Origin of the sequence: Oceanobacillus kapialis (genome assembly GCF_044790185.1) — a bacterium.
GTDB lineage: Bacteria > Bacillota > Bacilli > Bacillales > Amphibacillaceae > Oceanobacillus_B > Oceanobacillus_B kapialis.
This window is the reverse complement of the sequence record NZ_CP085256.1, coordinates 2,532,451-2,557,016: the sequence shown is the minus strand read 5'-3', so window position 1 is coordinate 2,557,016 and position 24,566 is coordinate 2,532,451. Positions and strand designations below refer to the sequence as shown.

General features: G+C 40.2%; 24 protein-coding genes and 1 tRNA gene. 16 read left to right on the top strand and 9 right to left on the bottom strand.

The features are described from left to right. Positions 1-5 precede the first annotated feature (5 nt). The 11 genes from LG273_RS13340 (at position 6) to LG273_RS13290 (ending at position 11,452) form a co-directional block, all read left to right on the top strand. A complete protein-coding gene (locus tag LG273_RS13340; RefSeq protein ID WP_379561890.1) occupies positions 6-545 on the top strand; it encodes a glycerol-3-phosphate responsive antiterminator in 540 nt (179 codons plus the stop codon). Positions 546-791: 246 nt separating this feature from the next. Further along, positions 792-1,622, top strand: coding sequence for an MIP/aquaporin family protein (locus LG273_RS13335; RefSeq protein WP_404454272.1), 831 nt, complete (start codon positions 792-794; stop codon positions 1,620-1,622). After that, positions 1,622-3,112, top strand: coding sequence for a glycerol kinase GlpK (gene glpK, locus LG273_RS13330; RefSeq protein ID WP_379561888.1), 1,491 nt, complete (start codon positions 1,622-1,624; stop codon positions 3,110-3,112). The genes LG273_RS13335 and glpK overlap by 1 nt, the downstream gene beginning before the upstream one ends. Before the next feature lie 320 nt (positions 3,113-3,432). Then, the gene (locus LG273_RS13325; protein ID WP_404454269.1) at positions 3,433-5,103 is read left to right on the top strand and encodes a glycerol-3-phosphate dehydrogenase/oxidase; all 1,671 of its coding nucleotides are present in this window, start codon (positions 3,433-3,435) and stop codon (positions 5,101-5,103) included. A gap of 124 nt (positions 5,104-5,227) precedes the next feature. Next, positions 5,228-6,223: a tetratricopeptide repeat protein gene (locus LG273_RS13320; protein ID WP_404454266.1), complete on the top strand. Its 996-nt coding sequence runs from the start codon at positions 5,228-5,230 to the stop codon at positions 6,221-6,223. A gap of 77 nt (positions 6,224-6,300) precedes the next feature. Then, a complete protein-coding gene (trxB, locus tag LG273_RS13315; protein ID WP_404454264.1) occupies positions 6,301-7,254 on the top strand; it encodes a thioredoxin-disulfide reductase in 954 nt (317 codons plus the stop codon). Positions 7,255-7,695: 441 nt separating this feature from the next. Further along, positions 7,696-8,157: an 8-oxo-dGTP diphosphatase gene (locus LG273_RS13310; RefSeq protein WP_379561884.1), complete on the top strand. Its 462-nt coding sequence runs from the start codon at positions 7,696-7,698 to the stop codon at positions 8,155-8,157. A gap of 30 nt (positions 8,158-8,187) precedes the next feature. Then, the gene (rapZ, locus tag LG273_RS13305) at positions 8,188-9,075 is read left to right on the top strand and encodes an RNase adapter RapZ (RefSeq protein ID WP_379561883.1); all 888 of its coding nucleotides are present in this window, start codon (positions 8,188-8,190) and stop codon (positions 9,073-9,075) included. 1 nt (position 9,076) lies between these two features. Further along, positions 9,077-10,039 carry a uridine diphosphate-N-acetylglucosamine-binding protein YvcK gene (gene yvcK, locus LG273_RS13300; protein ID WP_379561882.1) on the top strand — a complete coding sequence of 321 codons (963 nt, stop codon included), beginning with the start codon at positions 9,077-9,079 and terminating at the stop codon, positions 10,037-10,039. Positions 10,040-10,096: 57 nt separating this feature from the next. Beyond that, positions 10,097-11,047, top strand: a complete 951-nt coding sequence (gene whiA / locus LG273_RS13295) for a DNA-binding protein WhiA (protein ID WP_379561881.1) — start codon at positions 10,097-10,099, stop codon at positions 11,045-11,047. A 153-nt stretch (positions 11,048-11,200) separates the two neighbouring features. After that, positions 11,201-11,452, top strand: coding sequence for an HPr family phosphocarrier protein (locus tag LG273_RS13290; protein ID WP_404454259.1), 252 nt, complete (start codon positions 11,201-11,203; stop codon positions 11,450-11,452). Positions 11,453-11,544: 92 nt separating this feature from the next. Here LG273_RS13290 and clpP read toward each other — a convergent pair whose 3' ends face one another. The 6 genes from clpP to LG273_RS13260 all read right to left on the bottom strand — a co-directional run bounded on the left by clpP (position 11,545) and on the right by LG273_RS13260 (position 18,245). Beyond that, a complete protein-coding gene (clpP, locus tag LG273_RS13285; RefSeq protein ID WP_379562179.1) occupies positions 11,545-12,153 on the bottom strand; it encodes an ATP-dependent Clp endopeptidase proteolytic subunit ClpP in 609 nt (202 codons plus the stop codon). A gap of 224 nt (positions 12,154-12,377) precedes the next feature. Continuing rightward, entirely contained in the window at positions 12,378-13,274 is an 897-nt protein-coding gene (nikC, locus tag LG273_RS13280) for a nickel transporter permease (protein WP_404454256.1), read from the bottom strand. Between the two features lie 35 nt (positions 13,275-13,309). Further along, entirely contained in the window at positions 13,310-14,314 is a 1,005-nt protein-coding gene (locus LG273_RS13275) for an ABC transporter permease (protein WP_404454253.1), read from the bottom strand. Between the two features lie 263 nt (positions 14,315-14,577). After that, the gene (locus LG273_RS13270) at positions 14,578-16,215 is read right to left on the bottom strand and encodes an ABC transporter substrate-binding protein (RefSeq protein WP_379561876.1); all 1,638 of its coding nucleotides are present in this window, start codon (positions 16,213-16,215) and stop codon (positions 14,578-14,580) included. 46 nt (positions 16,216-16,261) lie between these two features. Beyond that, the gene (locus tag LG273_RS13265; protein WP_379561875.1) at positions 16,262-17,245 is read right to left on the bottom strand and encodes an ABC transporter ATP-binding protein; all 984 of its coding nucleotides are present in this window, start codon (positions 17,243-17,245) and stop codon (positions 16,262-16,264) included. Beyond that, entirely contained in the window at positions 17,214-18,245 is a 1,032-nt protein-coding gene (locus LG273_RS13260; protein WP_379561874.1) for an ABC transporter ATP-binding protein, read from the bottom strand. The genes LG273_RS13265 and LG273_RS13260 overlap by 32 nt, the downstream gene beginning before the upstream one ends. Positions 18,246-18,522: 277 nt before the next feature. On the opposite strand from LG273_RS13260, the gene LG273_RS13255 reads away from it, so the two are divergent. After that, positions 18,523-18,598 (top strand) — tRNA-Arg (locus LG273_RS13255). Positions 18,599-18,787: 189 nt separating this feature from the next. On the opposite strand, the gene LG273_RS13250 is transcribed toward LG273_RS13255, so the two are convergent. Next, positions 18,788-19,300 carry a shikimate kinase gene (locus LG273_RS13250; protein ID WP_379561873.1) on the bottom strand — a complete coding sequence of 171 codons (513 nt, stop codon included), beginning with the start codon at positions 19,298-19,300 and terminating at the stop codon, positions 18,788-18,790. A gap of 194 nt (positions 19,301-19,494) precedes the next feature. On the opposite strand from LG273_RS13250, the gene aroD reads away from it, so the two are divergent. Both aroD and LG273_RS13240 read left to right on the top strand, forming a co-directional pair. Further along, positions 19,495-20,250: a type I 3-dehydroquinate dehydratase gene (gene aroD / locus LG273_RS13245; protein WP_379561872.1), complete on the top strand. Its 756-nt coding sequence runs from the start codon at positions 19,495-19,497 to the stop codon at positions 20,248-20,250. A 21-nt stretch (positions 20,251-20,271) separates the two neighbouring features. Continuing rightward, complete coding sequence (locus LG273_RS13240; protein ID WP_379561870.1) at positions 20,272-21,189, top strand: fumarylacetoacetate hydrolase family protein; 918 nt, start codon at positions 20,272-20,274, stop codon at positions 21,187-21,189. 309 nt (positions 21,190-21,498) lie between these two features. On the opposite strand, the gene LG273_RS13235 is transcribed toward LG273_RS13240, so the two are convergent. Together LG273_RS13235 and LG273_RS13230 are read right to left on the bottom strand one after the other, a co-directional pair. Next, positions 21,499-22,365, bottom strand: coding sequence for a YitT family protein (locus tag LG273_RS13235; RefSeq protein WP_379561869.1), 867 nt, complete (start codon positions 22,363-22,365; stop codon positions 21,499-21,501). An 18-nt stretch (positions 22,366-22,383) separates the two neighbouring features. Beyond that, entirely contained in the window at positions 22,384-22,776 is a 393-nt protein-coding gene (locus LG273_RS13230; protein ID WP_379561867.1) for a ribonuclease HI family protein, read from the bottom strand. Positions 22,777-22,912: 136 nt separating this feature from the next. On the opposite strand from LG273_RS13230, the gene rpoN reads away from it, so the two are divergent. Together rpoN and LG273_RS13220 are read left to right on the top strand one after the other, a co-directional pair. Further along, positions 22,913-24,208 carry an RNA polymerase factor sigma-54 gene (gene rpoN, locus LG273_RS13225; RefSeq protein WP_379561866.1) on the top strand — a complete coding sequence of 432 codons (1,296 nt, stop codon included), beginning with the start codon at positions 22,913-22,915 and terminating at the stop codon, positions 24,206-24,208. Next, complete coding sequence (locus tag LG273_RS13220; RefSeq protein WP_379561865.1) at positions 24,208-24,447, top strand: glutaredoxin family protein; 240 nt, start codon at positions 24,208-24,210, stop codon at positions 24,445-24,447. The genes rpoN and LG273_RS13220 overlap by 1 nt, the downstream gene beginning before the upstream one ends. The last annotated feature ends 119 nt before the right edge of the window (positions 24,448-24,566 follow it).

The window sequence follows — 24,566 nt, the reverse complement described above, 5'->3', positions numbered from 1 at the left end:
AAAGAATGATTCATCCCTCAGGCATATTGCCAGCCATAAGAAAAATGAAAGATTTTGATGTTGTTTTGGAAACTTCGTATGACACCATCGTTTTTCTTGAAACAAGGCTTGCTCAGCTGAAGAGCCTTGTGGAATATACAAAACGTGCTAACAAAAAGGCGCTTGTGCATTTTGACTTAATCCAAGGCCTTCGAGCAGATGATTATGCGATGGAATTTCTACTGCGGGAAATTAAACCAGATGGTATTCTTTCAACGAGAGCAAATGTTATTACGATGGCAAAGAAAAATAACCTTTTAGCAATCCAACGCGTGTTTTTACTGGATAGCTTGGCATTAGAGCATAATATCAAATTAATTAATCGAACCAAACCAGATTGTATTGAAGTATTACCAGGGTTAATACCCGATATGATCAGCTATATTCATGAGGAAACAAACATTCCAGTTATTGCAGGGGGATTAATTAAATCTCAGGATCAAGTAGATACAGCGTTATCAGCAGGCGCTGTTGCGGTATCGACATCGAATAAATCACTTTGGTAGAGAAGAGTAGAGGGGACCTATGTTAATAGGTTCCTTTTTTTGCATGTTAGAAAAATATAAAATTTTAGCTAGGAAGCAATAACAACGTAGATAAAGTACGAAGCATGCATTTACTAAAAAACGAGCGAATGCGAGTTTTTCTAATGTTACACATTTCCATCTTTCCCCAACTATCCAAATCCAAAGGTGTAATCTCTTAAAAATGTGGAATACCATATATATATTGGGAGCAAGGGGGGAGAGATAATGTCAGAGTTTGTTGGAGAATTGATTGGGACCATGATCCTTGTTATTTTTGGGACAGGTGTAGTGGCTGGTGTATCTTTAAAAAATACTTTAGCAGAAGGAGCAGGCTGGGTATTAGTGACATTTGCCTGGGGACTTGGTGTAGCCATGGGTGTCTATGCCGTCGGAAATATAACAGGAGCCCATATAAACCCGGCAGTTACGTTAGGACTTGCCACAGTTGGAGACTTTGCATGGAGTAAGGTTCCCTTATACATTACCGCACAAATGCTTGGTGGAATTATTGGCGCCATTATTGTGTTCTTTCATTACTTACCACATTGGAGAAAAACAAATAATCCTAGCACAAAGCTAGGAGTGTTTAGTACGGGGCCGGCGATTCCCAGTCCAATTGCAAATTTAATTAGTGAGGTCATTGGTACCTTTGTTTTAGTTATGGGCATTTTATTTCTTGGTGCGCATCAATTCACGGAAGGGTTAAACCCGCTTATTGTTGGGTTGTTAATTGTTGTGATCGGTATGTCACTAGGAGGTACGACAGGATATGCTATCAACCCTGCAAGAGATTTGGGGCCAAGAATCGCACATGCTTTACTTCCGATACCTGGTAAAGGAGCATCGAATTGGAGTTATTCCTGGGTGCCTGTTATTGGACCAGCAATCGGTGGAATTTACGGCGGGCTCTTCTATCAGGCTATATTTGAAACGGAGCCAAGTGTATGGTTCTGGATAGGTAGTATTGCTATCGTTCTTTTATTTGCAGTAGGATTAATACAAGAATTAAGAAAATCAGAAAGTACTCAGGATAATTACGAAGAGGAGAGATCATAATGGGAAAATATATTCTAGCACTCGATCAGGGGACAACGAGTTCAAAAGCAGTTATTTTTGATCAGAAAGGAAAAGTGGTCGAAACAGGTCAACGGGAATTTGAACAACATTTTAATAAACCAGGCTGGGTCGAGCATGACGCAAATGAAATTTGGACCTCCATGTTATCCAGTATCTCGGAAGCAATGCGAAAAAGTGATGTGGAGCCTGGTGACATTGAGGGAATAGGTATCACCAACCAGCGGGAAACAACTGTGATTTGGGATCGTCATACAGGAAAACCCATCTATAAAGCGATCGTTTGGCAATCACGGCAAACAGCTGATATTTGCAAGGAACTTAGAGAAGAAGGCTATAGTGACACGTTCAGGGAGAAGACGGGTCTACTTATTGATCCATATTTTGCTGGAACGAAAGTGAAATGGATATTAGATAATGTGGACGGAGCTAGAGAGAAGGCAGACAATGGTGATTTAATGTTTGGTACGATTGATACGTGGCTTGTTTACAAACTAACTGGTGGCGAACAACATATTACGGATTATTCCAATGCCTCCAGGACGTTAATGTATAATATATACGACTTGAAGTGGGATGAAGAACTTTTAGAAATTCTCGGTGTTCCAGAATCCATGTTGCCAGAAGTTAAACAGTCCTCTGAAGTATATGGTAAGACGGTGAACTATCACTTTTTTGGACATGAGATTCCGATTGCAGGGATTGCTGGTGACCAACATGCTGCACTATTTGGACAAGCTTGCTTTGAAAAAGGAATGGCTAAAAATACTTATGGAACCGGTGGCTTTATGCTCATGAATACTGGTGAGGAAGGTGTCCAGTCAAAAAATGGCCTTTTAACCACGTTGGCATGGGGGATAGATGGAAAGGTAGAGTATGCACTGGAGGGTAGTATCTTCGTCTCTGGATCAGCGATTCAATGGTTGCGTGACGGACTAGAAATAATTAAAGATGCAAAAGAAACAGAGTCACTTGCAAAAAGAGTTGAGAATACGGAAGGCGTATATGTCGTACCTGCGTTTGTTGGTTTAGGAACACCATATTGGGACAGTGACGTAAGAGGAGCAGTGTTTGGCTTAACACGTGGAACGAAAAGAGAACATCTCGTGCGTGCAACCTTAGAATCCCTGACATATCAAACCCGTGATGTCTTAGACGTAATGAAAGAGGATTCAGGAATAGACGTTAAAACGTTACGAGTTGATGGTGGCGCTGTTAAAAATGACTTCCTTGTACAGTTCCAGAGCGATATTCTAGGGCTCCAAGTAGAACGTCCAACCATTAATGAAACAACTGCACTTGGGGCAGCCTACTTAGCAGGACTCGCTGTTGGCTTCTGGGAAAGCAAAGAGGAAATTTCAGAGCAGTGGCAGCTTGATGAAAAATTTGAATCTGATATTGATGAAGAGAAAAGAACGCAGCTATACGATGGATGGAAGAAGGCAGTCAAAGCAGCACAAGCATTTAAATAAGATGCGATTTCTGTCCATTATACCCGGTGAATTAAAACAGCAAGAGAGCAATGGCGGTTTATCCAGGTTTTTTTAGGTGAGGCGGATTTTTAACACTTTTCTATACTTCTCCTCATAGTTATGGTATACTAAAGTCAAGTTAATAATCTCGGACGGAGAAATGGAGAAACCGCGAACACGCTAATCGTATTTTGGTTAGTGTGCTTTGCGGTTTTTTGTTTTCCTGAAGAGCGATTTTTCTGTTCGAACATACATTAGAATATCGGAAACAGGGTATTTATATGTATAGACATTGGTACTAATCTGGGAGGGCTTTAGATATGACTACTACTTTTTCTAGTTATGAACGAAATCTTACTTTTGATCATTTAAAAGAGGAACAATTAGACTTACTTGTTATCGGAGGTGGAATTACCGGTGCTGGGATTTCCCTTGACGCGGTAACGCGAGGTTTGAAAACAGGGCTGGTAGAAATGCAGGATTTTGCAGCAGGAACGTCAAGTCGTTCTACAAAACTTGTTCATGGTGGCTTACGTTACCTGAAACAATTTGAAGTGAAGATGGTTGCCGAGGTAGGAAAAGAACGCGCCATAGTATACGAAAATGGACCACATGTGACGACACCAGAATGGATGATGTTACCATTCCATAAGGGAGGTACATTCGGCCCACTCACTACAAATATAGGTCTTCGTGTATACGACTTTCTTGCAGGTGTGAAAAAGAATGAACGCCGTACCATGTTCAAACCAGACGAGGCGCTGCAAAGAGAACCACTTATTAAACGAGACCAGTTAAGAGGCGCAGGATTCTACGTAGAATACAAAACTGATGACGCTCGTTTAACAATTGAAGTATTGAAAAAGGCTGTACAAAAAGGTGTACATGCGATTAATTATACAAAAGTTATTGATTTTATATATAACGACCAGAATAAAATTGTTGGTGCGATTATGGAGGACACCATAACCGGTGAAAAGCATAAAGTGTATGCCAAAAAAGTGATTAATGCGGGTGGCCCTTGGGTCGATGAATTAAGAGAAATAGATGGCTCTAAAAAAGGGAAGGCCCTTCATTTAACAAAAGGGGTCCACCTTGTTTTCCGTAAAGAAGTTTTCCCACTTCAGCAAGCGATTTACTTTGACACACCAGATGGAAGAATGGTATTCGCCATTCCGCGTGACAACGTGGCCTATGTAGGGACTACGGATACGACCTATAAAGGGGACATTGCTAATCCAAAAATGACTGTTAAGGATCGAGACTATATTATCGATGCGATTAACTATATGTTCCCATCACTTGATATAACAGCAGAGCATGTGGAATCAAGCTGGGCAGGATTACGTCCATTGATTGCAGAAGCAGATAATGAAAATCCAAGTGAAATTTCGCGTAAAGATGAAATTTTCGTGTCAGATTCAGGGCTTATTTCGATGGCTGGAGGAAAGCTAACAGGATATCGGAAAATGGCGGAACACGCTGTAAATAAAGTAACTGACCAACTTAAAGAAGAAGAAGGAATTCTCTACTCTAAATCCGAGACAGAGCACTTACCAGTTTCTGGTGGAGAAGTAGGTGGATCGAAAGGATTTAAAGACTTTAAAAATAGGAAAGTTAGTCAAGCAACAGCGCAAGGGCTTGATGAACAAACTGCATTAATGCTGGTTCAACGATATGGTGCTAACTTTGATAAAGTAATGGAACTATACGAAACAAATATTGAGAAAGCTAAAACAGAAGATATCGATCCAGTTGTATTTGCAGAACTCTTATATGCGATGAAATATGAATTAGCTTATAAACCAGTTGATTTCTTTGTCCGTCGTACAGGTGCTTTATTCTTTGAAATTGGCTGGGTGAGAGATCATAAAGACAATGTGATTCGTTATATGGCTAAAGAGCTAAATTGGACAGATGATCAAACGAACGCTTATGTAGAAGAATTAGACCAGCTCCTGCACGATGCAGTCGTCCCGGTTGAATCCTAAATAGAAAAAGCTTCTCCCTTCTGGGGGAAGCTTTTCTATATGCCAAACCATTGTCCCACCTATATAATTTAACGAATTATTATGGTATAATTTTTTCGTATGTAATTTAAATAGGGGGATATGCATGCAACATGTGAGAGATGATAGGAAAGAACAGGAAAACAATGTTATCCCTTTTATTCCTGAAGGTGATTTTTATTTCACAAAAGGCATAGAAGCTTTTCAAAAAAGAAAGTTCGATATCGCTTTAAAGTGGATGAAAAAAGCGACAGAGGCAAAGCCGGAAGAACCATTGTATCTTTGTCAAATGTCGGTAATATATACAGAAATAGGCGCATTTCACGCTGCGAATCAGTTATTGAATAGAGTCTTGCAATCTTCCGATTATGTGGATTGTTATTATTTGCTTGCAAACAATTACGCTCATTTAGGACTGCTGCAGGATGCCAAGAAATTTGCATTGGCATATTTAGAGCAGGAGCCGAATGGGGATTTGAGTGAAGAAGCAACGACACTGCTGGAGCTAATTGATATAGATGAGGATGAGGACGAGGACTGGGATTTAGAGGATGAGGATGAGCTTCTCATTTATCAGGAAACCGTTTTTTATCATATGGAGAGTATGGAATGGGAAAAAGCCATTCCATTAATTGAGGAAATGATGACGCTTTTTCCAGAACATAAACTGGCAAAGCATGATTATACCCAAGCACTCTTCTTCTCAGGCAAGGAAGATGAAGCGATTCAGATGGAAAAAGATCATCTTGCTACAGAACCTACTTCCTTGTACAGTCATGTGAACCTTGCTTTATTTTATTTTCAGCAAGAAAGTTATTCGGAATATGAAATGCATATTCAGGCATTACTAAATGTATATCCAATCCATGAACAACAAAAGCTTCGTGTGGCTGTCACATTAGCACGCACGAATCGATTTATGGAAGCATATCAGCGATTCCAGTTACTTTCTAAACCAAAGCTAAAAGGGCACCCATCCTATTTTCGATGGTATAGTGTAGCTGCCTTTCAGATCGGGAAAGAGAACCTTGCACGCTCGCTATGGCAAGAAGGAGTGAAAAAATATCCCAAGCTAGCCAAGGAAACGGCTCCTTGGGATTGAGCATTATATTAGACGAATATTGTTTTGTCTTATAAGCTAGATATGGCTAATGAATAGAAGAAAAAGGGGCGATATATATGTCCGAAGAACGTATGTATGATGTAATTATCGCAGGTGCTGGACCTGCAGGAATGACTGCAGCAGTTTATGCATCTCGTGCAAATTTAGACACACTTATGATTGAGCGCGGAATTCCGGGTGGACAAATGGCGAACACAGAAGATGTGGAAAACTATCCTGGATATGACCATATTTTAGGTCCGGATTTATCCAATAAAATGTTCGATCATGCGAAAAAATTTGGTGCAGAATACGCCTATGGTGATATTAAAGAAGTTATTGACCATGGTGACTATAAAACCGTTGTAGCTGGGAAAAAGGAATACAATACTAGATCCCTTATTATTACAACAGGTGCCCAATACAAAAAGCTCGGTATTCCGGGAGAAGAAGAGTTAGGTGGCCGAGGTGTATCCTATTGTGCAGTCTGTGATGGTGCTTTCTTTAAGGAGAAGAACCTTATCGTCATCGGTGGTGGAGACTCTGCAGTAGAAGAAGGCATTTATTTAACACGCTTTGCCGATAAGGTAACCGTAGTGCATCGCCGTGATAAGTTACGTGCGCAAAAAATCCTTCAAGAACGTGCTTTTGATAATGATAAAATCGACTTCATCTGGAACACTGTCGTCGAAAACATTAATGATAAAGACGGTAAAGTAGGAAGTGTCAGCTTAAAAGACACCGTTACAGGAGAATTGAAAGAAAAAGACATTGATGGAGTTTTCATTTATATTGGCATGGTGCCATTAAGCGAACCATTTAGATCACTTGGTATCACAAATGAAGAAGGATATATTCCAACAAATGAGCATATGGAAACAAATGTACCTGGCGTTTTTGCTGCTGGAGATATCCGTGAGAAAACACTTCGACAAATTGTGACAGCAACTGGCGACGGAAGTGTGGCTGCCGAAGCTGCTATTAAGTATGTGGAAGACCTGCAAGAATCCGTGAAAACAGCGCAATCTTAGAATTGTGAAGTTGTCTTTACTAAGAAGTAATTGCTTTTTAACGCTGTTGTAACACGCACGAAATAAAAATGGGGTACACTATAAATAACTAATTGACCCCCTTTTAATAGATAGATTAGTTTCTTGCACAGGTGCAATAGCACCTGTGCCTTTTTTTTGCATGCTGGGACAAAGCGGTGTGCAGTTACCGGTTTCTAATATACATACACTCAAATCATTTCATATATGAAATTAGGATGCCCCGTGATACTCTACGCCTACATATTTACATAGTCGAATACTGTCATAATTACCAGTAGTATAACAAGAGATTTGGAAAAACCTAAACCTTGTTGGATTGATTTTATTCATTGTATAATAGGAGTAGTCTGTTTTTAAAAATTATAGAAGATAATTACTAATCACATCCTCTTAAGAGATACGGAAAGAGGCGAATAGAGCATGCAACGTGTAACGAATTGTATCGTTATTGAGAATGATCACATTTTATTTATAAAAAAGCCAAGGCGTGGCTGGTATGCAATGCCTGGTGGGAAAATGGAACCTGGAGAAACAATTAAAGAAGCAGCTACAAGGGAGTTTTTCGAAGAGACAAATCTTCGGGTGCAAAACCCTGAACTTGCTGGAGTGTTTACTTTTCAAGTCGATACGGATGATACGTTTATTCAGGAATGGATGATGTTTACCTTTATCGCATATGCATATACGGGGAAACTTACTGACGAAAGCCCAGAGGGTGAATTGGAATGGGTTCCGCTAAAAAATATTGAAAACCTGCCAATGGCAGAGGGAGACAGGGAAATTTTCCGGCATATTATAGGGCATAGCAAAGGGATTTTGTATGGCTCGTTTTCATATACGGAAAATTATCAACTTCTTGACGCCCGTTTGGATCCATCCTAAGGGTCTGATTCTGAATGGAGGGGAATGCAAATGGAAAGCAGTAATCATACAGAGACTTCACTCGTGATTATTACAGGTATGTCTGGCGCAGGAAAAACTGTAGCGATACAAAGCTTTGAAGATTTAGGGTATTACTGTGTGGACAATCTACCGCCAGCTTTATTGCCTAAGTTCCTAGAATTAATGAGAGATTCAAGGAATAATATTCGAAAAGTAGCACTCGTGATGGACTTAAGAGGAAGAGAGTTTTTTGACTCCCTTTTTGAGGCGTTGGATGTACTAGGTAAAGAAGATTGGCTAGAAGAACATATTCTTTTTCTCGATGCAAAAGATGAGAAATTAGTCAGCAGATATAAAGAGACAAGAAGATCGCATCCATTAGATGTAGGAGGACTCCCACTAAATGGAATTCGCCAGGAACGTGAAATCTTGGAGCAATTACGTGGAAGAGCACAGCGGATTATTGATACAACTGCCTTAAAACCTAAGGAACTACGTGAGAAAATTGTTCAAAAATATACAGAAGATAAGCAAGAGATCTTTTCTGTGCATATGGTATCATTTGGATTTAAGTATGGGTTGCCAATCGATGCAGACCTCGTTTTTGATGTGCGTTTTCTTCCAAATCCCCATTATGTCCCGACATTGCAGCCATTAACCGGACTGAACAAGGATGTTGCCGGCTATGTGTTCAAATGGTCTGATACGCAGATATTTAATGAAAAGGTGCTAGATCTTTTGCAATTTATGCTGCCACAGTATAAAAAAGAGGGTAAATCACAGCTTGTTGTCGCTATTGGCTGTACAGGCGGTCAGCATCGTTCTGTAGCCCTTTCTGAGTATTTTGCTAAAGAGCTGTCGTCTAACTATATAACACATGTGACGCATAGGGATATTGATAAAAGAAAGGGACAGTAATATGACACAACAAGCTTTACCAAAAGTCGTCGTAGTCGGCGGCGGTACCGGGATGCCGGTCCTATTACGAGGACTAAAAAACTTGCCAATTCATCTCACGGCACTCGTAACTGTGGCAGATGATGGTGGGAGCACTGGAAGACTAAGATCAGAAATGTCTATACCTGCACCAGGTGATATACGAAATGTAATAGCAGCACTTTCAGACGCAGAGCCAATGCTTATTGAATTATTTCAACATCGGTTTAATGCAGGAAATGGGTTATCAGGACATTCAATGGGAAACCTGTTATTGGCAGCCATGACTGCTATAACAGGTAATTTTAATACAGGGATTAAAGAAATATCCCGAGTCTTAAATGTGAAAGGGAAGATTTATCCCATTTCCAATGACAACATGTCTCTCCATGCAAAAATGAAAGACGGCACTATTGTTTCTGGGGAATCTAATATCCCTTTATCCAACAAACAAATTGATCAGGTCTTTCTAAGTCCACAACCTGTTGAACCTCTTCCAAATGCTGTTCGAGCAATCGAGAATGCAGATTTGGTCGTAATCGCACCTGGCAGTTTGTATACAAGCATTATGCCGACCATTATTATGCCAAAAATTGATGAAGCGATTCGAAAAACAAAAGGAAAAGTTGTGTATGTGTGTAATGTGATGACCCAGGAAGGGGAAACCACCGGCTACACGGCATCAAATCATGTTCAAGCGATTCGCGATCACATCGGAGAAGATAGTGTGGATGCAATTGTCGTACATAATGAGCCGATTGTAAGGTCAGTACGAGAAATCTATGCAGAAGAGAACGCTGAACCAGTTATTTATGATACAGACCGATTGCTTAAAATGGGGTTACAAATTATTGAAGGGGATATTATTAGCTATTCCCAACAAATGCTCCGTCATGACAATGTAAAAGTAGCAAAGCTGCTTTATTCTATTTTGCAGGAAAGATAAGGATTTCATATCAACGAAACCAGCAAAAGGATTGGGAAAAGGAGAGGGGGGTACCCAATGTCATTTGCTTCAGAAATTAAAAAAGAACTTACAGCGATCGAAGTGGATGATTGCTGTAAAAAGGCTGAACTAGCTTCTTTGATTCGCATGAACGGTGCTATTTCACTAGCCCGGCAGCAATATATGTTAGATGTTCAAACAGAAAATGCAGCAATTGCCAGGAGAATATATACGTTAATTAAATCCCTCTTTGAATTGCCTGTTGAGTTGCTAGTACGGAAAAAAATGAAGCTGAAAAAGAATAATGTCTATATTGTACGGATGAAGCAAGATGTCCAAGAATTGCTTGTAGACTTGGAAATACTGAAGGTGCCACATACATTCAATAGAAAAATTTCAAGCACATACATGAAAAAAGATTGCTGTAAAAAGTCATATTTGCGTGGAGCTTTCCTTGCTGGTGGATCGATTAATAATCCAGAAACCTCTTCTTATCATTTGGAAATATTTAATTTTTACCAAGAGCACAATGATGCGCTTTGTGAACTCATTAATGAATTTAATCTGCATGCAAGGAAGCTGGAAAGAAAAAATGGCTTCATTGTTTATATGAAAGAAGCAGAGAAAATTACGGAGTTTTTAAGTATTATTGGAGCGCATAAAGCATTGTTCAAATTTGAAGATGTAAGAATCGTTAGAGATATGCGTAATTCGGTAAACCGCCTCGTCAATTGTGAAACTGCGAATCTGAATAAAACCATTGGAGCAGCGTTCAGACAAATAGAAAATATTAACTTAATTGAGCGGACAGTAGGGTTGGACCAGCTACCTGATAAATTACGGGAAATTGCCGTGCTGCGTGTTCAGCATCAGGATGTTTCCCTTAAGGAGCTTGGCGAATTAGTAAGCAGCGGAAAAATATCTAAATCAGGTGTTAACCATCGACTGAAAAAAATAGATGAATTCGCGGAAAAAATTAAGCGCGGAGAACTCCTAAGCAATGGTTAAGAAATTTGCTTTTGTGAGCCTCCGTGGTATAATACGGATAATTTAAAATATTATTCATATGATTTATAAATCCGGTATAAATGGTGTTGTAACCAAACCGGATTGTTTTTCCAAATCAAATGATAACGCTTACTAAAAGGAAAGGTGATGGCGATGCAGGAGAAGAAAGTAAAAGTGGGGTTGGCATCTGGATTACAATCAAGACCAGCTGCGGAATTTGTTCAATTGGCTAACCGTTACAGTTCACATCTTTATTTGGAAAAGGAAGGGAAACGAGTCAATGCCAAAAGCATTATGGGATTAATGAGCTTAGCCGTTGCTAGTGATGAGGAAATCATTATCTTTGCAGACGGAACAGATGAAGAAAGTGCGGTAAGTGAACTAGCAACATTTGTGACAGAATAAGATTAGGGATAAAAAAATAGTGTTTATGTTTCATTTAATTAACACATAAAAAGGCGAGACACAACGTGTCCCGCCTTTTCACATGTTAGATATTATTTATCTGTATTACGTTCCAAAATTTTATCAATTAAACCATAGTCAACTGATTTTTGGGCTGTCATAAAGTTATCGCGGTCTGTATCGCGCTCAATTACTTCAATTGGCTGACCAGTACGATCAGAAAGGATTTCATTGATTTTTTCACGCATTTGAATAATACGTTTTGCATGAATTTCAATATCAGTAGCCTGACCTTGCGTACCGCCAAGTGGTTGGTGAATCATAACTTCACTGTTTGGAAGGGCATAACGCTTGCCTTTTTCCCCTGCTGCAAGAAGGAAAGCTCCCATAGATGCAGCCATACCAGTACAGATTGTAGAAACATCTGATTTAATAAACTGCATAGTATCATAGATCGCCATACCTGCAGTGATAGATCCACCAGGTGAGTTAATGTATAGGGAAATATCTTTCTCCGGGTCTTCTGCTTCTAAGAATAGCAACTGTGCTACGATTGAGTTTGCCACATTATCATCAATTGCGCTTCCTAACATAATAATACGGTCTTTTAATAAACGTGAGTAAATATCATAGGCGCGTTCTCCACGATTCGTTTGTTCAATAACTGTAGGAATTAAATTCATTTGTAAATCCTCCTTCAATTGTTTCACTATTATCCATGTATTGGATTGGATATTCTTATCATACCTAATAGGTCAAAAAAGGTCAAATAAAATAGACCGACAAGTTTCACGATGATTTTTTGCTCTATGTATACTCCACCATCATTCCCTATTAGCAGGAAATTAAACCCGCCTCCCATTTTTAAATAAGAAGGCTAGAACGATGGAGTGAAAGACAGTTGCCAACTCGATCCGTGGCCAGGTTATTGTTTTAATCTTGGATCCAGAGCATCCCTTAATCCATCGCCAAACAAGTTAAACCCAAGCACGACAAAAAATATAGCGAGCCCTGGAAAAGCAACCACCCATGGTGCGTTTTGTATAGCTGCCCGTCCATCACTTAACATCGCTCCCCATTCAGGTGTGGGGGGTTGTGCTCCAAGCCCAAGAAAGCTAAGACCTGCTGCATCCAGAATTGCTGTCCCAATACCAAGGGTAGTCTGCACAATGATAGGTGCTACACAGTTAGGAAGAACGTGTTGGATAAGAATTCTACCATGTTTTGCTCCAATTGATTTTGCAGCTTCAATGTACTCATTCTCTTTAATCGATAATACTGCTGATCGTACAATCCTGGCAAACTGAGGAATACCAACAATACCAACAGCAATCATCGCATTTTGGAGACTAGGGCCAAGTACAGCAACCAATGCAATTGCCATAAGTATACTAGGAAATGCCATCATAATATCAATAAATCGCATTACGATTTGATCTATCCAACGACCGAAATACCCAGCGACTCCTCCAAGAAAAACGCCGATTATGAGCGAAATACCTACCGCAATAACGCCTATTTGAATGGAGATTCTTGTTCCATGCACTATTCTAGAGAATATGTCTCTGCCAAGTTCATCCGTACCTAGTAAATGTTCTGACGATGGTGCCTGATAACGATTGACGATATCCTGGTCAGTTGGGTTATGTGTGGCGATTACTGGTGCAAAAATAGCAGTTAGTACAAGCAATGCAATAATAATTACACCAATGAGTGCCGTTTTACTTTTTACAACTCGTAGCCCTGTGTCAAGCCATAACGGTATAGGCTTTGTAGTTATTAAAGAATCCTCACCTATTAAGGGTTCTGGAGAACGAGCCATTGTATTCACATCCTTTCAAGTGTCCTGCAAAGCGATTAATCATAACGGATCCTTGGATCAAAATATTTATACAAAAGGTCTGTTAATAAGTTAACAAGTACAAATATCGTTGCGACGATCAGTATCGTACTTTGTACCACAGGATAATCCCTCCCAAGAACAGCTAGGTATACATATCTACCTATCCCTGGCCAAGAAAATATCGTTTCCGTAAGTACTGCTCCGCCAAGCAGTAATCCAAATTGTAAACCGATAACTGTAAGGACAGGTAAAAAGGCGTTTTTTAATGCATGACGAAAGATAATCAGACGTGTTTTTAATCCTTTTGCATTTGCGGTACGAATATAATCCTGTTTCATCACTTCCAGCATGCTCGAGCGTGTCATCCTTGCAATAATTGCCATTGGTATGGTACCTAAAGCGATACCGGGCATTAGTAAATGTAAAAAGGCATCTTTAAATGCACCGAAATTGCCTGTAAGCAGACTATCTAATAAATAAAAATTAGTTATTGTATCGATTTCGATTCCTGGCGTAAGTCTTCCTGAAGGGGGGAGGATGTTTAGTTTGACGGAGAAGAACCAAATCATCATAAGACCAAGCCAGAAGATGGGGAGTGACACACCAAATAAAGCGCCAGTCATACTAAGGTTATCGAACCAGGAATATTGCTTTACAGCTGCAATCACCCCAGCAAGAATACCGATTATGACTGCAAGCATCATAGCAAACAAGGTGAGCTCCACGGTTGCTGGTAGCTTATGTAATAGCTCATAGCTGATGGATTCCTTTGATTGAATAGATTGTCCTAAATCACCTTGAAGAATATCCCCGACAAAACGTCCATATTGAACAATATACGGATCATTAAGTCCAAGCTCTTGGCGTAACAAGTCAAGCTGAGCCTCGGTCGCCTTTTCTCCAAGCATACTACGAGCAGGATCTCCAGGTATTAAATGAATAAGTGAAAAGGTAATAATGGATACACCTATAAGAACAGGTATGAGCATTAGCAAGCGTTTGCTAATATATTTCAGCATAAAACACCCCTCCTTTTATTAGAGTGCTGCCGTATGGATCTTCGGCAACACTCCTTTGTTCTTTTCTAGAACATATAAAATACGCGGGCTGTGGATAACGAACTAACTGAACCAGCCACGTCCAGCTCCAGCGTCCGGAGACTGGCGTGAATTCCTTCACCCCGTACGTGGGCCCGATGGACCTGTGTCATGCCGACGTTCCCCAGGACGGGGCAGTCTTAGTCGGCCTTTCTTAATACGGTAGCACCGCGCTTTTGTTCATATTACTCTTGGATATCAAGCATATTAAAAGGCTCACTTCCCGTTGAATGTGGCACATAATCAACTACTTTTTTATTTGCAGCGATTGGTGGTGTCGTATGAGCGATTGGGAACCATGGTGCATCCTCATGAATCAACTCCTGTGCCTCTAAATAAAGTTCAGTTCGTTTTTCTTGGTCCATCTCTGTTTGGGCAGCTTTTAGTAACGCATGCACGTCATCATTTTTGTAGAAGGCAATGTTTCCGGCGGAGCCAACTTTTGCATTATCTTTATCGAGTAAAACATAAAGGAAGTTATCCGGGTCTCCGTTATCCCCAGTCCAACCTAGAAACGCCATGTCGTGTTCTCCGTTTTCCGTAAGTGATAAATGGGTGTCCCAATCACTTTCAATAACCTCAACATTAATGTTGACTTCCTTCAACATTTCTTGGATCGCTTGTGCACTTACTTTCGGTTGAGGCATGTATGGTCTTGGATTAGAAAACGTATTTAATGTAATATCAAAACCATCAGCGTAGCCTGCCTCTGCAAGTAATTCCTTTGCTTTTTCCACATCATAACCATAGTCTTCAATGTCATCGTTATACCCCCATAATGAAGGCGGGAGAGGGTTTTTAGCTGGCTTGCCAATCCCTTCATATAAGGAGACAAGCTTCTCTTTATCAATAGCCAGGTTAATCGCCTGACGAACAGCTTTCTCTGCAAGTGGCCCTTCTTTATCAGTATTCATTGCCATGTAACTAACATTCATGGATGGCCGTTCAATAATCTGTAAGTTTTCATCGGCCTCTGTCGTTTGAATATCCTGAGGGTTTAACCCTGTCATCATATCAATGGAGCCTGACTGGAGTTCCATGAAACGCGCGCCATTATCAGGAATTGTGCGGAAGATAACTTTGTCTACCTTTGCTGTATCTCCAAAGTAATCGGCGTTTTTGGTAACGGTAATGCTGTCATCAGGTATCCATTCACTAAATACGAAAGGTCCTGTGCCTACAGGGTTTTTAAAATAATCTTCGCCATGTTCTTCCACTGCTTCAGGGCTAGCAATTCCGAAAGGCGGCATTGCTAGTGTTTGTAAAAACGGGGCGTTCGGTTCACTTAAAGTGAACGTTACCTCGTAATCATTCGTCGCTTCTACAGACTCAATGATCCCACCTAAATCATCTTCTGAAGCCCCAAACATATAGCCATAGTAGATATATTCTGCTGAGGTAGCCCAGCGCTCGAAATTAAAAACGACGTCTTCTGCAGTGAAGTCACTCCCATCATGGAAGGTAACGTCATCCCTTAACTGAAAAGTCCACGTTAAGCCGTCTTCACTTGGTGCCCACTCTGTTGCTAGTGCAGGCTTTACTTCCGTACTGTCTTCCTCGTACCTTACAAGGGTGTCATAAATCTGATTTGTAACGTAAATTGATTCTCCATCTGTTACTTTGGATGGGTCTAATTGTATGGAATCTGCTCCACGACCAAATATGAGTGTTTTTTCCCCCGTAGCCTCCTCTGTGCCATCCTCCGTATTCGTGTCTTCACCGGATTCATTACTCGAATCTGTATTTTCCTCCGTACATGCAGTGACTACAAGCAGCATAGCAAATAATAAAACCAATATTCCTATCCATCTTTTGTTTAACACTATTAAGCCCCCTCCATATGTTTTTCATTTAAATTTTGAAGCAGTATTATAGCCTCACCACCTCCTTTACAAAGTGACAAGAAGCCATTTGCCCTGTTAAGGATACCTGTTTCATTGTTGGCTTTTCACTTCGGCAAATGGCTTCAGCAAATGGGCAACGGGTGTGAAACTTACATCCCTCTGGCGGGTTAGCTGGTGAGGGCAGATCACCTTTTAAAATAATTCTTTCCTTTTCCAGGTGAGGATTTGCTTCCGGTACGGCAGATAAGAGTGCTTGGGTGTATGGGTGCTGGGGAGATGCATATACTTCTTTTGCCTCACCTATCTCCACGAGTTCACCTAAATACATGACAGCCACTCGATCACTGATGTGGTGGATCACACTTAAATCGTGTGCGATAAAAATGTACGTTAGGTTAAATTCTTCTTGAAGATCTTCCAATAGGTTAATAACTTGGGCTTGAATGGAAACATCCAAAGCAGAAACTGGTTCGTCACATATAACAAGCTCTGGATCCAGTGCCAGGGATCGGGCGATGCCAATACGCTGTCTTTGTCCACCACTGAATTCATGTGGGTAACGGGATTTATGATAGGAACTTAAACCAACTACCTCCAATAAGCGATTCAACTTCTCTGAACGAGCAGTTTTCTCCATCTGAAATATTTTCATAGGTTCTGTAATGGTTTGTTCAATGGTTTTTCTAGGGTTAAGGGAAGCGTATGGGTCCTGAAAGATTAGCTGCATTTCCTGTCGTAGTTTTCGCATTTGTTCTCCACGAAAATTCGTAATATCCTCTCCCTTATAGATGAGTTGCCCCTCTGTTGGCTCTGTCAATTTAAGAATGGATCTACCAGCAGTAGATTTGCCGCAGCCACTTTCCCCGACGAGGCCAAGTGTCTCACCCGCTTTTACAGTAAAAGAAATACCATCCACTGCTTTAACCATTTCTTTGGTACGTGAGAAAAGGGAAGTACCTTTAGTAGGGAAATATTTTTTAAGATTGTTCACTTCCAATAATGGTTGCATTGAAGGTCTCCTCCTCGTTATTAGATCGGTCATGTAGAAAACATCTGACTGCATGGTCTTCTGCCACATTCTTTAAAGTGGGATCAGCTTGCAGGCACCCCTCCATTACGTATTTACAGCGTGGCGCAAAACTGCAACCATTGGGCAGAGAGCGTAGATCAGGTGGCATGCCGGTAATAGCTTCTAGTTTTTTCTTTTCTTTCGTAATTTTGGGAATGGAGTGCATGAGTCCAAGGGTATAAGGGTGTTTGCCATGATCAAAAAGTCTTTTCGTCTCGGTGTACTCTGCTGGCTTTCCGGCATACATCACCATCACTCTGTCACATACTTCTGCGACCACACCAAGGTCGTGGGTAATCATAATCACCCCCATGTTTAGTTCCTTCTGCATATTTTTAAATAACGCAAGTATTTGTGCTTGGATGGTGACATCTAATGCTGTGGTTGGCTCATCTGCTATGAGTAGGGATGGGTTACATGATAAAGCGATGGCGATCATCACCCGTTGCCTCATTCCTCCACTAAATTCATGTGGGTAATTGCGGAGTCTATTTTGTGCGTCCGGGATTCCAACAAGCTTCAATAAATCCAACGCTCGGTCAGATGCTTGTTTTTTAGTTAAGTTTTCATGAGTTAGAATGGTTTCGACCATTTGCTTTTCAACACTAAGTACAGGGTTAAGGGAAGTCATAGGATCTTGGAAAACCATAGCAATTTCTTTCCCTCTTATTGCTCTCATTTCTTTGGGAGACTTTTTTAACAAGTCATCTCCCTTAAATAAAACATTTCCATCCACAATCTTTCCTGGTGGAGAAGGGATTAATCCAAGGATCGAAAGGGCAGTAATACTTTTACCTGAACCGGATTCGCCAACGATTCCCAGTGTTTCACCGGGATTTACAGAAAAATTCACCCCATCCACTGCCTTTACGACACCTGTCTTGGTGAAAAAGTGTGTATGTAAGTTCCTTACTTCAAGAAGTGATGGATTATTTTGCATAGAATTCCTCCTCATAGATTGCTGTTGATCAATTATATGAAACACGCTCATAAATTAATAACTTACTAGTAAAAAAACAGGACTTTCTTACTTTTTTACATATTAAAATTGTAGCCAGGTCGTAAGGAAGTGTAGTTAGAAGGTTAAAGTGGTTAGTATCAAAAATATACACACATCCCTAAAAACGTGTGAATGCGAGTTTTTTTAATAAAATGCTTGTATCTGACATTCAACGAGGTTATAATAGCCTATGTGTCTTATTTAAGAAATAGAAGATGCGCCCGTAGCTCAGTTGGATAGAGCACTGGTTTCCGGTACCAGGTTTGTCGGGGGTTCGAATCCCTCCGGGCGCGCTATCATACTAAAAATAGCAAGGATTGGCTAGGTTGCCATCCTTGCTATTTTTGTATCGAAGAAATAGAAGTTGATCTTTTTGAAACATAGTTCATTCGATTGATTTGGCCAGGCTAGGAAATTCGATTAATTACAAGGGATTTATACAAAAGAGACAGCTATTGGAAAACCCAAGGCTGTCTCTTTTTCTATAAAGAACGTATTATTTCTTCCGCGACTTCATCAATAGACATATTATCTGTGTTTACTTTTAGATGATAGTCTAGATAGATTTTTTCTCTCTCATAATATAGCTTTTTCATTTCTTCCATGCTTTTTCCTTGTAGCACAGGCCTTGTTTCAATCAATTGCTCACAGCGCTCGGTCCATTTATCCCAAGACAACCCTAAGTGGATGACATAACAGGACTCCAGACACTTATCCTTCACCTCAGGCTGTAGGAAAGCCCCACCACCTAAAGAAAGCACCTTTTTATCTTGCTGACGATATCTATCAATCACGTTCTTTTCTTTTTCACGGAAATATTCTTCCCCATATAAGCGAAAAATTTCCGGCACGGGTAGTTGAACCTCTTTTTCAATCTCTGAATCAATGTCAATTAGCTGTCTTCCCATTTTTTTCGCTAAAGCTTTTCCGATCGAAGTCTTACCAACACCCATAAATCCAGTTAAAGCAATACTTTTTTTATCTTCTCGATCCATGGTCACCCTCATTTCTAAAAATGGCTTTCATTTAGTATAGGGGATAGACTTCATTTTGTAACGTTAAAATGTTGGAGAGATTTAGGGGGAATTCCACAGACGTTGTTTAAAAACAATACGTAGATTTAGCTAAAAAAATATAAAGAGAAATGATAGAATAGTCTTAACAGCGTTTCTATCTGGAGGAGAAGCCAATGAAGCCGATAAAGGTTAAACATGTGACATTCGGGGTGGGGACACCAAAGATTATCGTACCACTTATGGGGACAACAGAAAGTGAACTGTTGGAGGAAATTACCTATATAAAAGAACAGCAGCCAGATACGGTTGAATGGCGAGCTGATGTTTTTCAGAATGTGAAGGATCTGCAAGCAGTAGAAAATGCACTTCACTTAATCCGTGAAAAATTAACTCCCATCCCATTACTCTTTACCTTTCGTACGGAACAAGAAGGCGGGCGTTGCCCAATGCCTTTAAGTGACTATTTCCACCTGTTAAAAACCGTGATTAATTCACAACAAGTGGATCTCGTTGACATGGAATTATTAACGGATGAAAGCATGTTACAGGAAGTGATAAGCCATGCCAAGCACCGAGGGGTTAACGTTATTCTTTCAAACCATGAGTTTACCCATACACCTGCAAAGGAAACCTTGCTTTTCCGCCTGCAAAAAATGGTCACTCTAGGGGCTGATATACCCAAAATTGCCGTCATGCCGCAAACTGTGAAGGACCTTTTAACATTATTAGAGGTGACCCAAGAGGCTAATGAATCGGAGCAACCTATTATAACAATGGCCATGGGTAAATTAGGCTTATTAAGCCGTCTAGCAGGTGAAGTGTTTGGAAGCGTCGCGACGTTTGCTGCAGGGAAGCAAGCTTCTGCACCTGGTCAAATATCGGTCAGTGAGCTGAGAAAAGCACTACAAATCATTCACCAGCATTCTTAAAACTATTACCGAGATGATAACATGAAACTTGTCAGCTTTCGAAATAAAAAAGACGCCCCATTCCGGATCGGCGTTCTATTAGACACAAATAAAGTACTAGATTTACAAGATGCCAGTAAACAAATGAGATTAGAAAGTGGGGAAGCTGTCGAAGAATTTCCAGTAAACCCGGATTCTTTTTATAAAGTGGGCCTAAAAGCTGTAAAGGGTGCAAAGCTGGTAGTGGATTATGTTTTAAGTAACCAGATAAAATCTTTGCAATATGACAGGGACGAGATCGAATTAGGCACGCCCATTTCACGACCAGGTAAGATTATTTGTGTCGGGAAGAATTATGCGGAGCATGCAGCAGAAATGAATAGTGATGTACCAGATCACCCTGTTTTATTTGCCAAGTTTGCCAATGCCTTGATTGGTCCAGAAGAAGTTATCGTTAAAAATCCTTTAACAAACAAGCTTGATTACGAAGCTGAACTCACCATTGTAATTGGCAAAGAAGCTTCCTGTGTACATAAAGAAGATGCCACAGATTATATTCTCGGTTATACAATAGGAAATGATATTTCCGCTCGTGACCTGCAGAAACGCACACCACAATGGTTACAGGGAAAAACGCTTGACCGAAGTACACCTGTAGGGCCATGGGTTGTCACAAAAGAGGCGGTTACGGACCCGGCTAATTTGGCAATAAGGTCATTTGTAAATGGGGAGGAGCGGCAATCATCCAACACAAAACATTTAATTTTTGATATTCCATATCTTATTGAATTTATATCCTCCATTATGACACTAGAAGCAGGAGATATCATTCTGACAGGTACCCCAAGTGGCGTTGGACTTGCCATGGATCCGCCGGGGTTCTTAAACGATGGAGATACGGTTACGGTGGAGATAGAGTCAATCGGCAAACTGGAGAACAAGGTTGAATCCCGGCGGTAAAAGTTTTACTTAGTGGCTATTAAAGATAACCTGTCTGGTCAAACACAAAATCCTAGTGATCGTCTAAGATCGCTAGGATTTTTTAGAGGTAAGGGAGTATAAAAAATTGGCGGTATGTTGTTCTTAGACAGGAACAGCCACGTCCAGCTCCAGCGCCCAGAAACTAGGCGACTTCACGAAATCGCCCTACGATAAGTCATCATCGGTTCGTAACCTCACCGTGATTCCTTTATCTCAGTTGATTCGTTCCACTCACTACGTTTCTAAACGGGCGCTTACGCTTTTGTTCGAGAGGGGAATGTTCCTTAATTAATGTCCTGTACTTTTAAACCTACCTCCATGTACTTCCTGTGTATCCATAATGGTGGTAAAGGCAGATGGGTCAATGCTATGAACAATGCTTTTTAGTTTAGCAACTTCCAGTCTTGTCACCACAACATAGACAACTTCCGTGTCAGTCTCCTGGTAGCTGTTCTGGCCATATAGCTTGGTCACACCTCTACCAAGGGTTTCTCCAATCTCGTCTGCAATCTCGCTTGTTAAATTCGTTACGATAAGAGCAGCTTTTGTTTCATTAAATCCTTGTCCTACAGCGTCAATTGTTTTGGATGCAATGTAATACGTGAGGATAGAAAACATTGCTTGCTCCCAACCGAGCACAAATCCTGCCCAGCCAAAAATGAAAATGTTAATAAACATCACAAATTCCCCGACAGAGAACGGTATTTTTTTCGATAATAAGATGCCCATGATCTCCGTCCCATCAAGTGCACCGGAATTGCGAATAACAATTCCTACACCAGCCCCAAGGGTCAGTCCACCAAATACTGTTGCTAACAACCTGTCGTCTGTTATTGGCGCAACATGGTGCAGAGATGACTCTACAATTGCTAAAGCAATAATACTAAAGAGTGAAGAGAACAGGAAATCTTTTCCGAGTCGTTTTAAACCTGCATATAAAAAAGGAATATTAATAAGTAAAACGAGGGCGCCAAAACTAAATCCGGTTAAATAGTTGATTAGCAGAGAGGTACCAATAATCCCACCATCAATAATTTCATTTGGTATGAGAAAAAGTTCAATGGATGCAGCTGCCAGGGCTGCTCCGAGAAAGAGCATGACATACCTGATGATAAGATGAGCAATGCTCTCTTTTTTTCTTTTACGCTGTGCCATAAAGTAAACTCCTTTTAATTAAATCATTTCGTTAATAGCCCGCTTTGCGAGTCTGTCCGCATGCGGGTTTTGTTTTTCAGGGATCCATTTAATAAAAAAGTATGGGAATGTTGCTGACTTTTGTATGATCGTTTCCAAAAATGGCTTGAAGTTTTTGTTCCGTGTAAAGTTTCTCTCCACAACGTCCACTACTAATTTTGAATCCGAACGAATAGAGATAATCTCATCAGGAAATTTCTCCTCACAAATTTCCAATGCTTTTATTACTGCAAGAAACTCTGCCTCATGATTGGAAAGTTCTCCTAATGGAATGGCATATTCAAACTTGTTCTTTCCTTGTTTTATGTATATACCTGCACCGCTTTTGCCGGGATCTCCACGGGAAGCGCCATCTGTATAAACTTCTATCATAATCTCGTGCAACTCCTTTACTCGATATATTATTATATTATAGACGTAAATATACAACAGAGTAAAAGGGAAAGCAGTACGTGACAGTTACGCTTAATTATGACAAAATATAGGTGGGAAAAGGGGAGGGTTTGTAATGGACACTTATTTTCAACAGGAACAACGGTTACAAAGAAAAATGAGTCAATCGCTTCTACAATCCCTACATGTACTGCAGTTTTCTAGTGTGGAACTTATGCAGTACCTTAAAGAAATAGCTGAAGAAAACCCCTTAATAGATCAGTCAAAGTTTGCAGATTCGTTCACAGACTATATTTACAATTACTCACAGAGCGTGCTGGACGCGAATTTATGGGTAGATCGGGAAAGGTCAATGGCAGAGAAATTAAAGGAACAGTTAAAGCTGATTAAGGTTCCTAAAGAGCAGGTTGCCATAGTAGAATTTGGAATTGATTCCTTAAATGATGATGGGTATTTAGATATAAGCACAGAAGAATGGGCCATAAAACAACAGGTGACAGGTGACCAAATTCAGCATGCATTAAGGATTATTCACCAGCTTGAGCCTGCAGGGATAGGAGCAAGGAATCTTACGGAATGTATTTTCCTGCAGCTAACACGTCATACCAATAGGTTTGATCCATATATAGAAGATTTGCTACAAAACCATTTAGACTGGGTAGCAAATGAAGATATTACAGAGATAGCAGTAACGTATAATATCTCTACTGGGGAAGCCGAGGAACGTATTGAACAAATTAAAGCATGTCATCCAAGACCAGGGCAATTGTTACAACCTGAGAAGACATCCTATATCATTCCAGAAGCTACGATTTTAAAGTCAGAAGGAAGATGGCATGTTGACTTTTTTAAGTGGAGTACACCAAAAATTGTGATTGATACAGCCTATCAGCATGTAAAAAAAGAGCAAAAGGAAGCATATACCTTTTTAGCAAGAAAACATCAAGAAATTGAAAAACTAAATCGTGCGTTCGTATACCGGACAAACACGTTGGAGCGTGTTATTGACGTTATCATTAAAAAACAGTGGCAATACTTTGATTTTGGTATTCATGCAATTAAAGCGCTCACATTACGGGAGGTTGCGGAAGAATTAGATCTCCACCCGTCCACTGTAAGCAGGGCCGTAGCGAATAAGTATGTGCAAACAACGAACGGGGTTCTCCCTCTTAAGTTTTTCCTCCAATCAGGTATTAAACAACGCAATGGTAATCGGCAAGCATCAGTCGCAGTTAAATTATTATTGAAGGAACTGGTGGAACATGAAAAGCCAACTTCACCTTATTCAGATGAAGTGTTACGAGATAAATTAAAAAGGGAGTTTGGAATTGATGTTGCCAGACGAACTGTAATGAAGTATCGGGAACAACTCAATATTCCCTCTTCTTTTAAAAGAAAGGAGTTAACATGATGCAATCAACAATCATATTATATACGAAGGAAAATTGTGGACTTTGTGAAGAAGCAAAAGGTTTATTGGAAAGTTTGCAGCTTCAGTATCCATTCCAAATGGAAGAGCGGGACATATATACGAATGAAGAATGGTTACAAGAATATCAACTTATGATCCCTGTTGTGGAAATAGACGGGATACAATTTTATGGGGAGCAATTACAGCCAGAAGTTTTGCAAGAAGCGTTAAGTAAGTAAGGGAATGCTTGGGAGAAAAAATCCCGGGCATTTTGTTTGTATATTATTTTTGCTATGCTATAATGAATTTGTAGAAAAGATGTTATATTTTTTTGCCTGCTTTGGGACATAATATAACC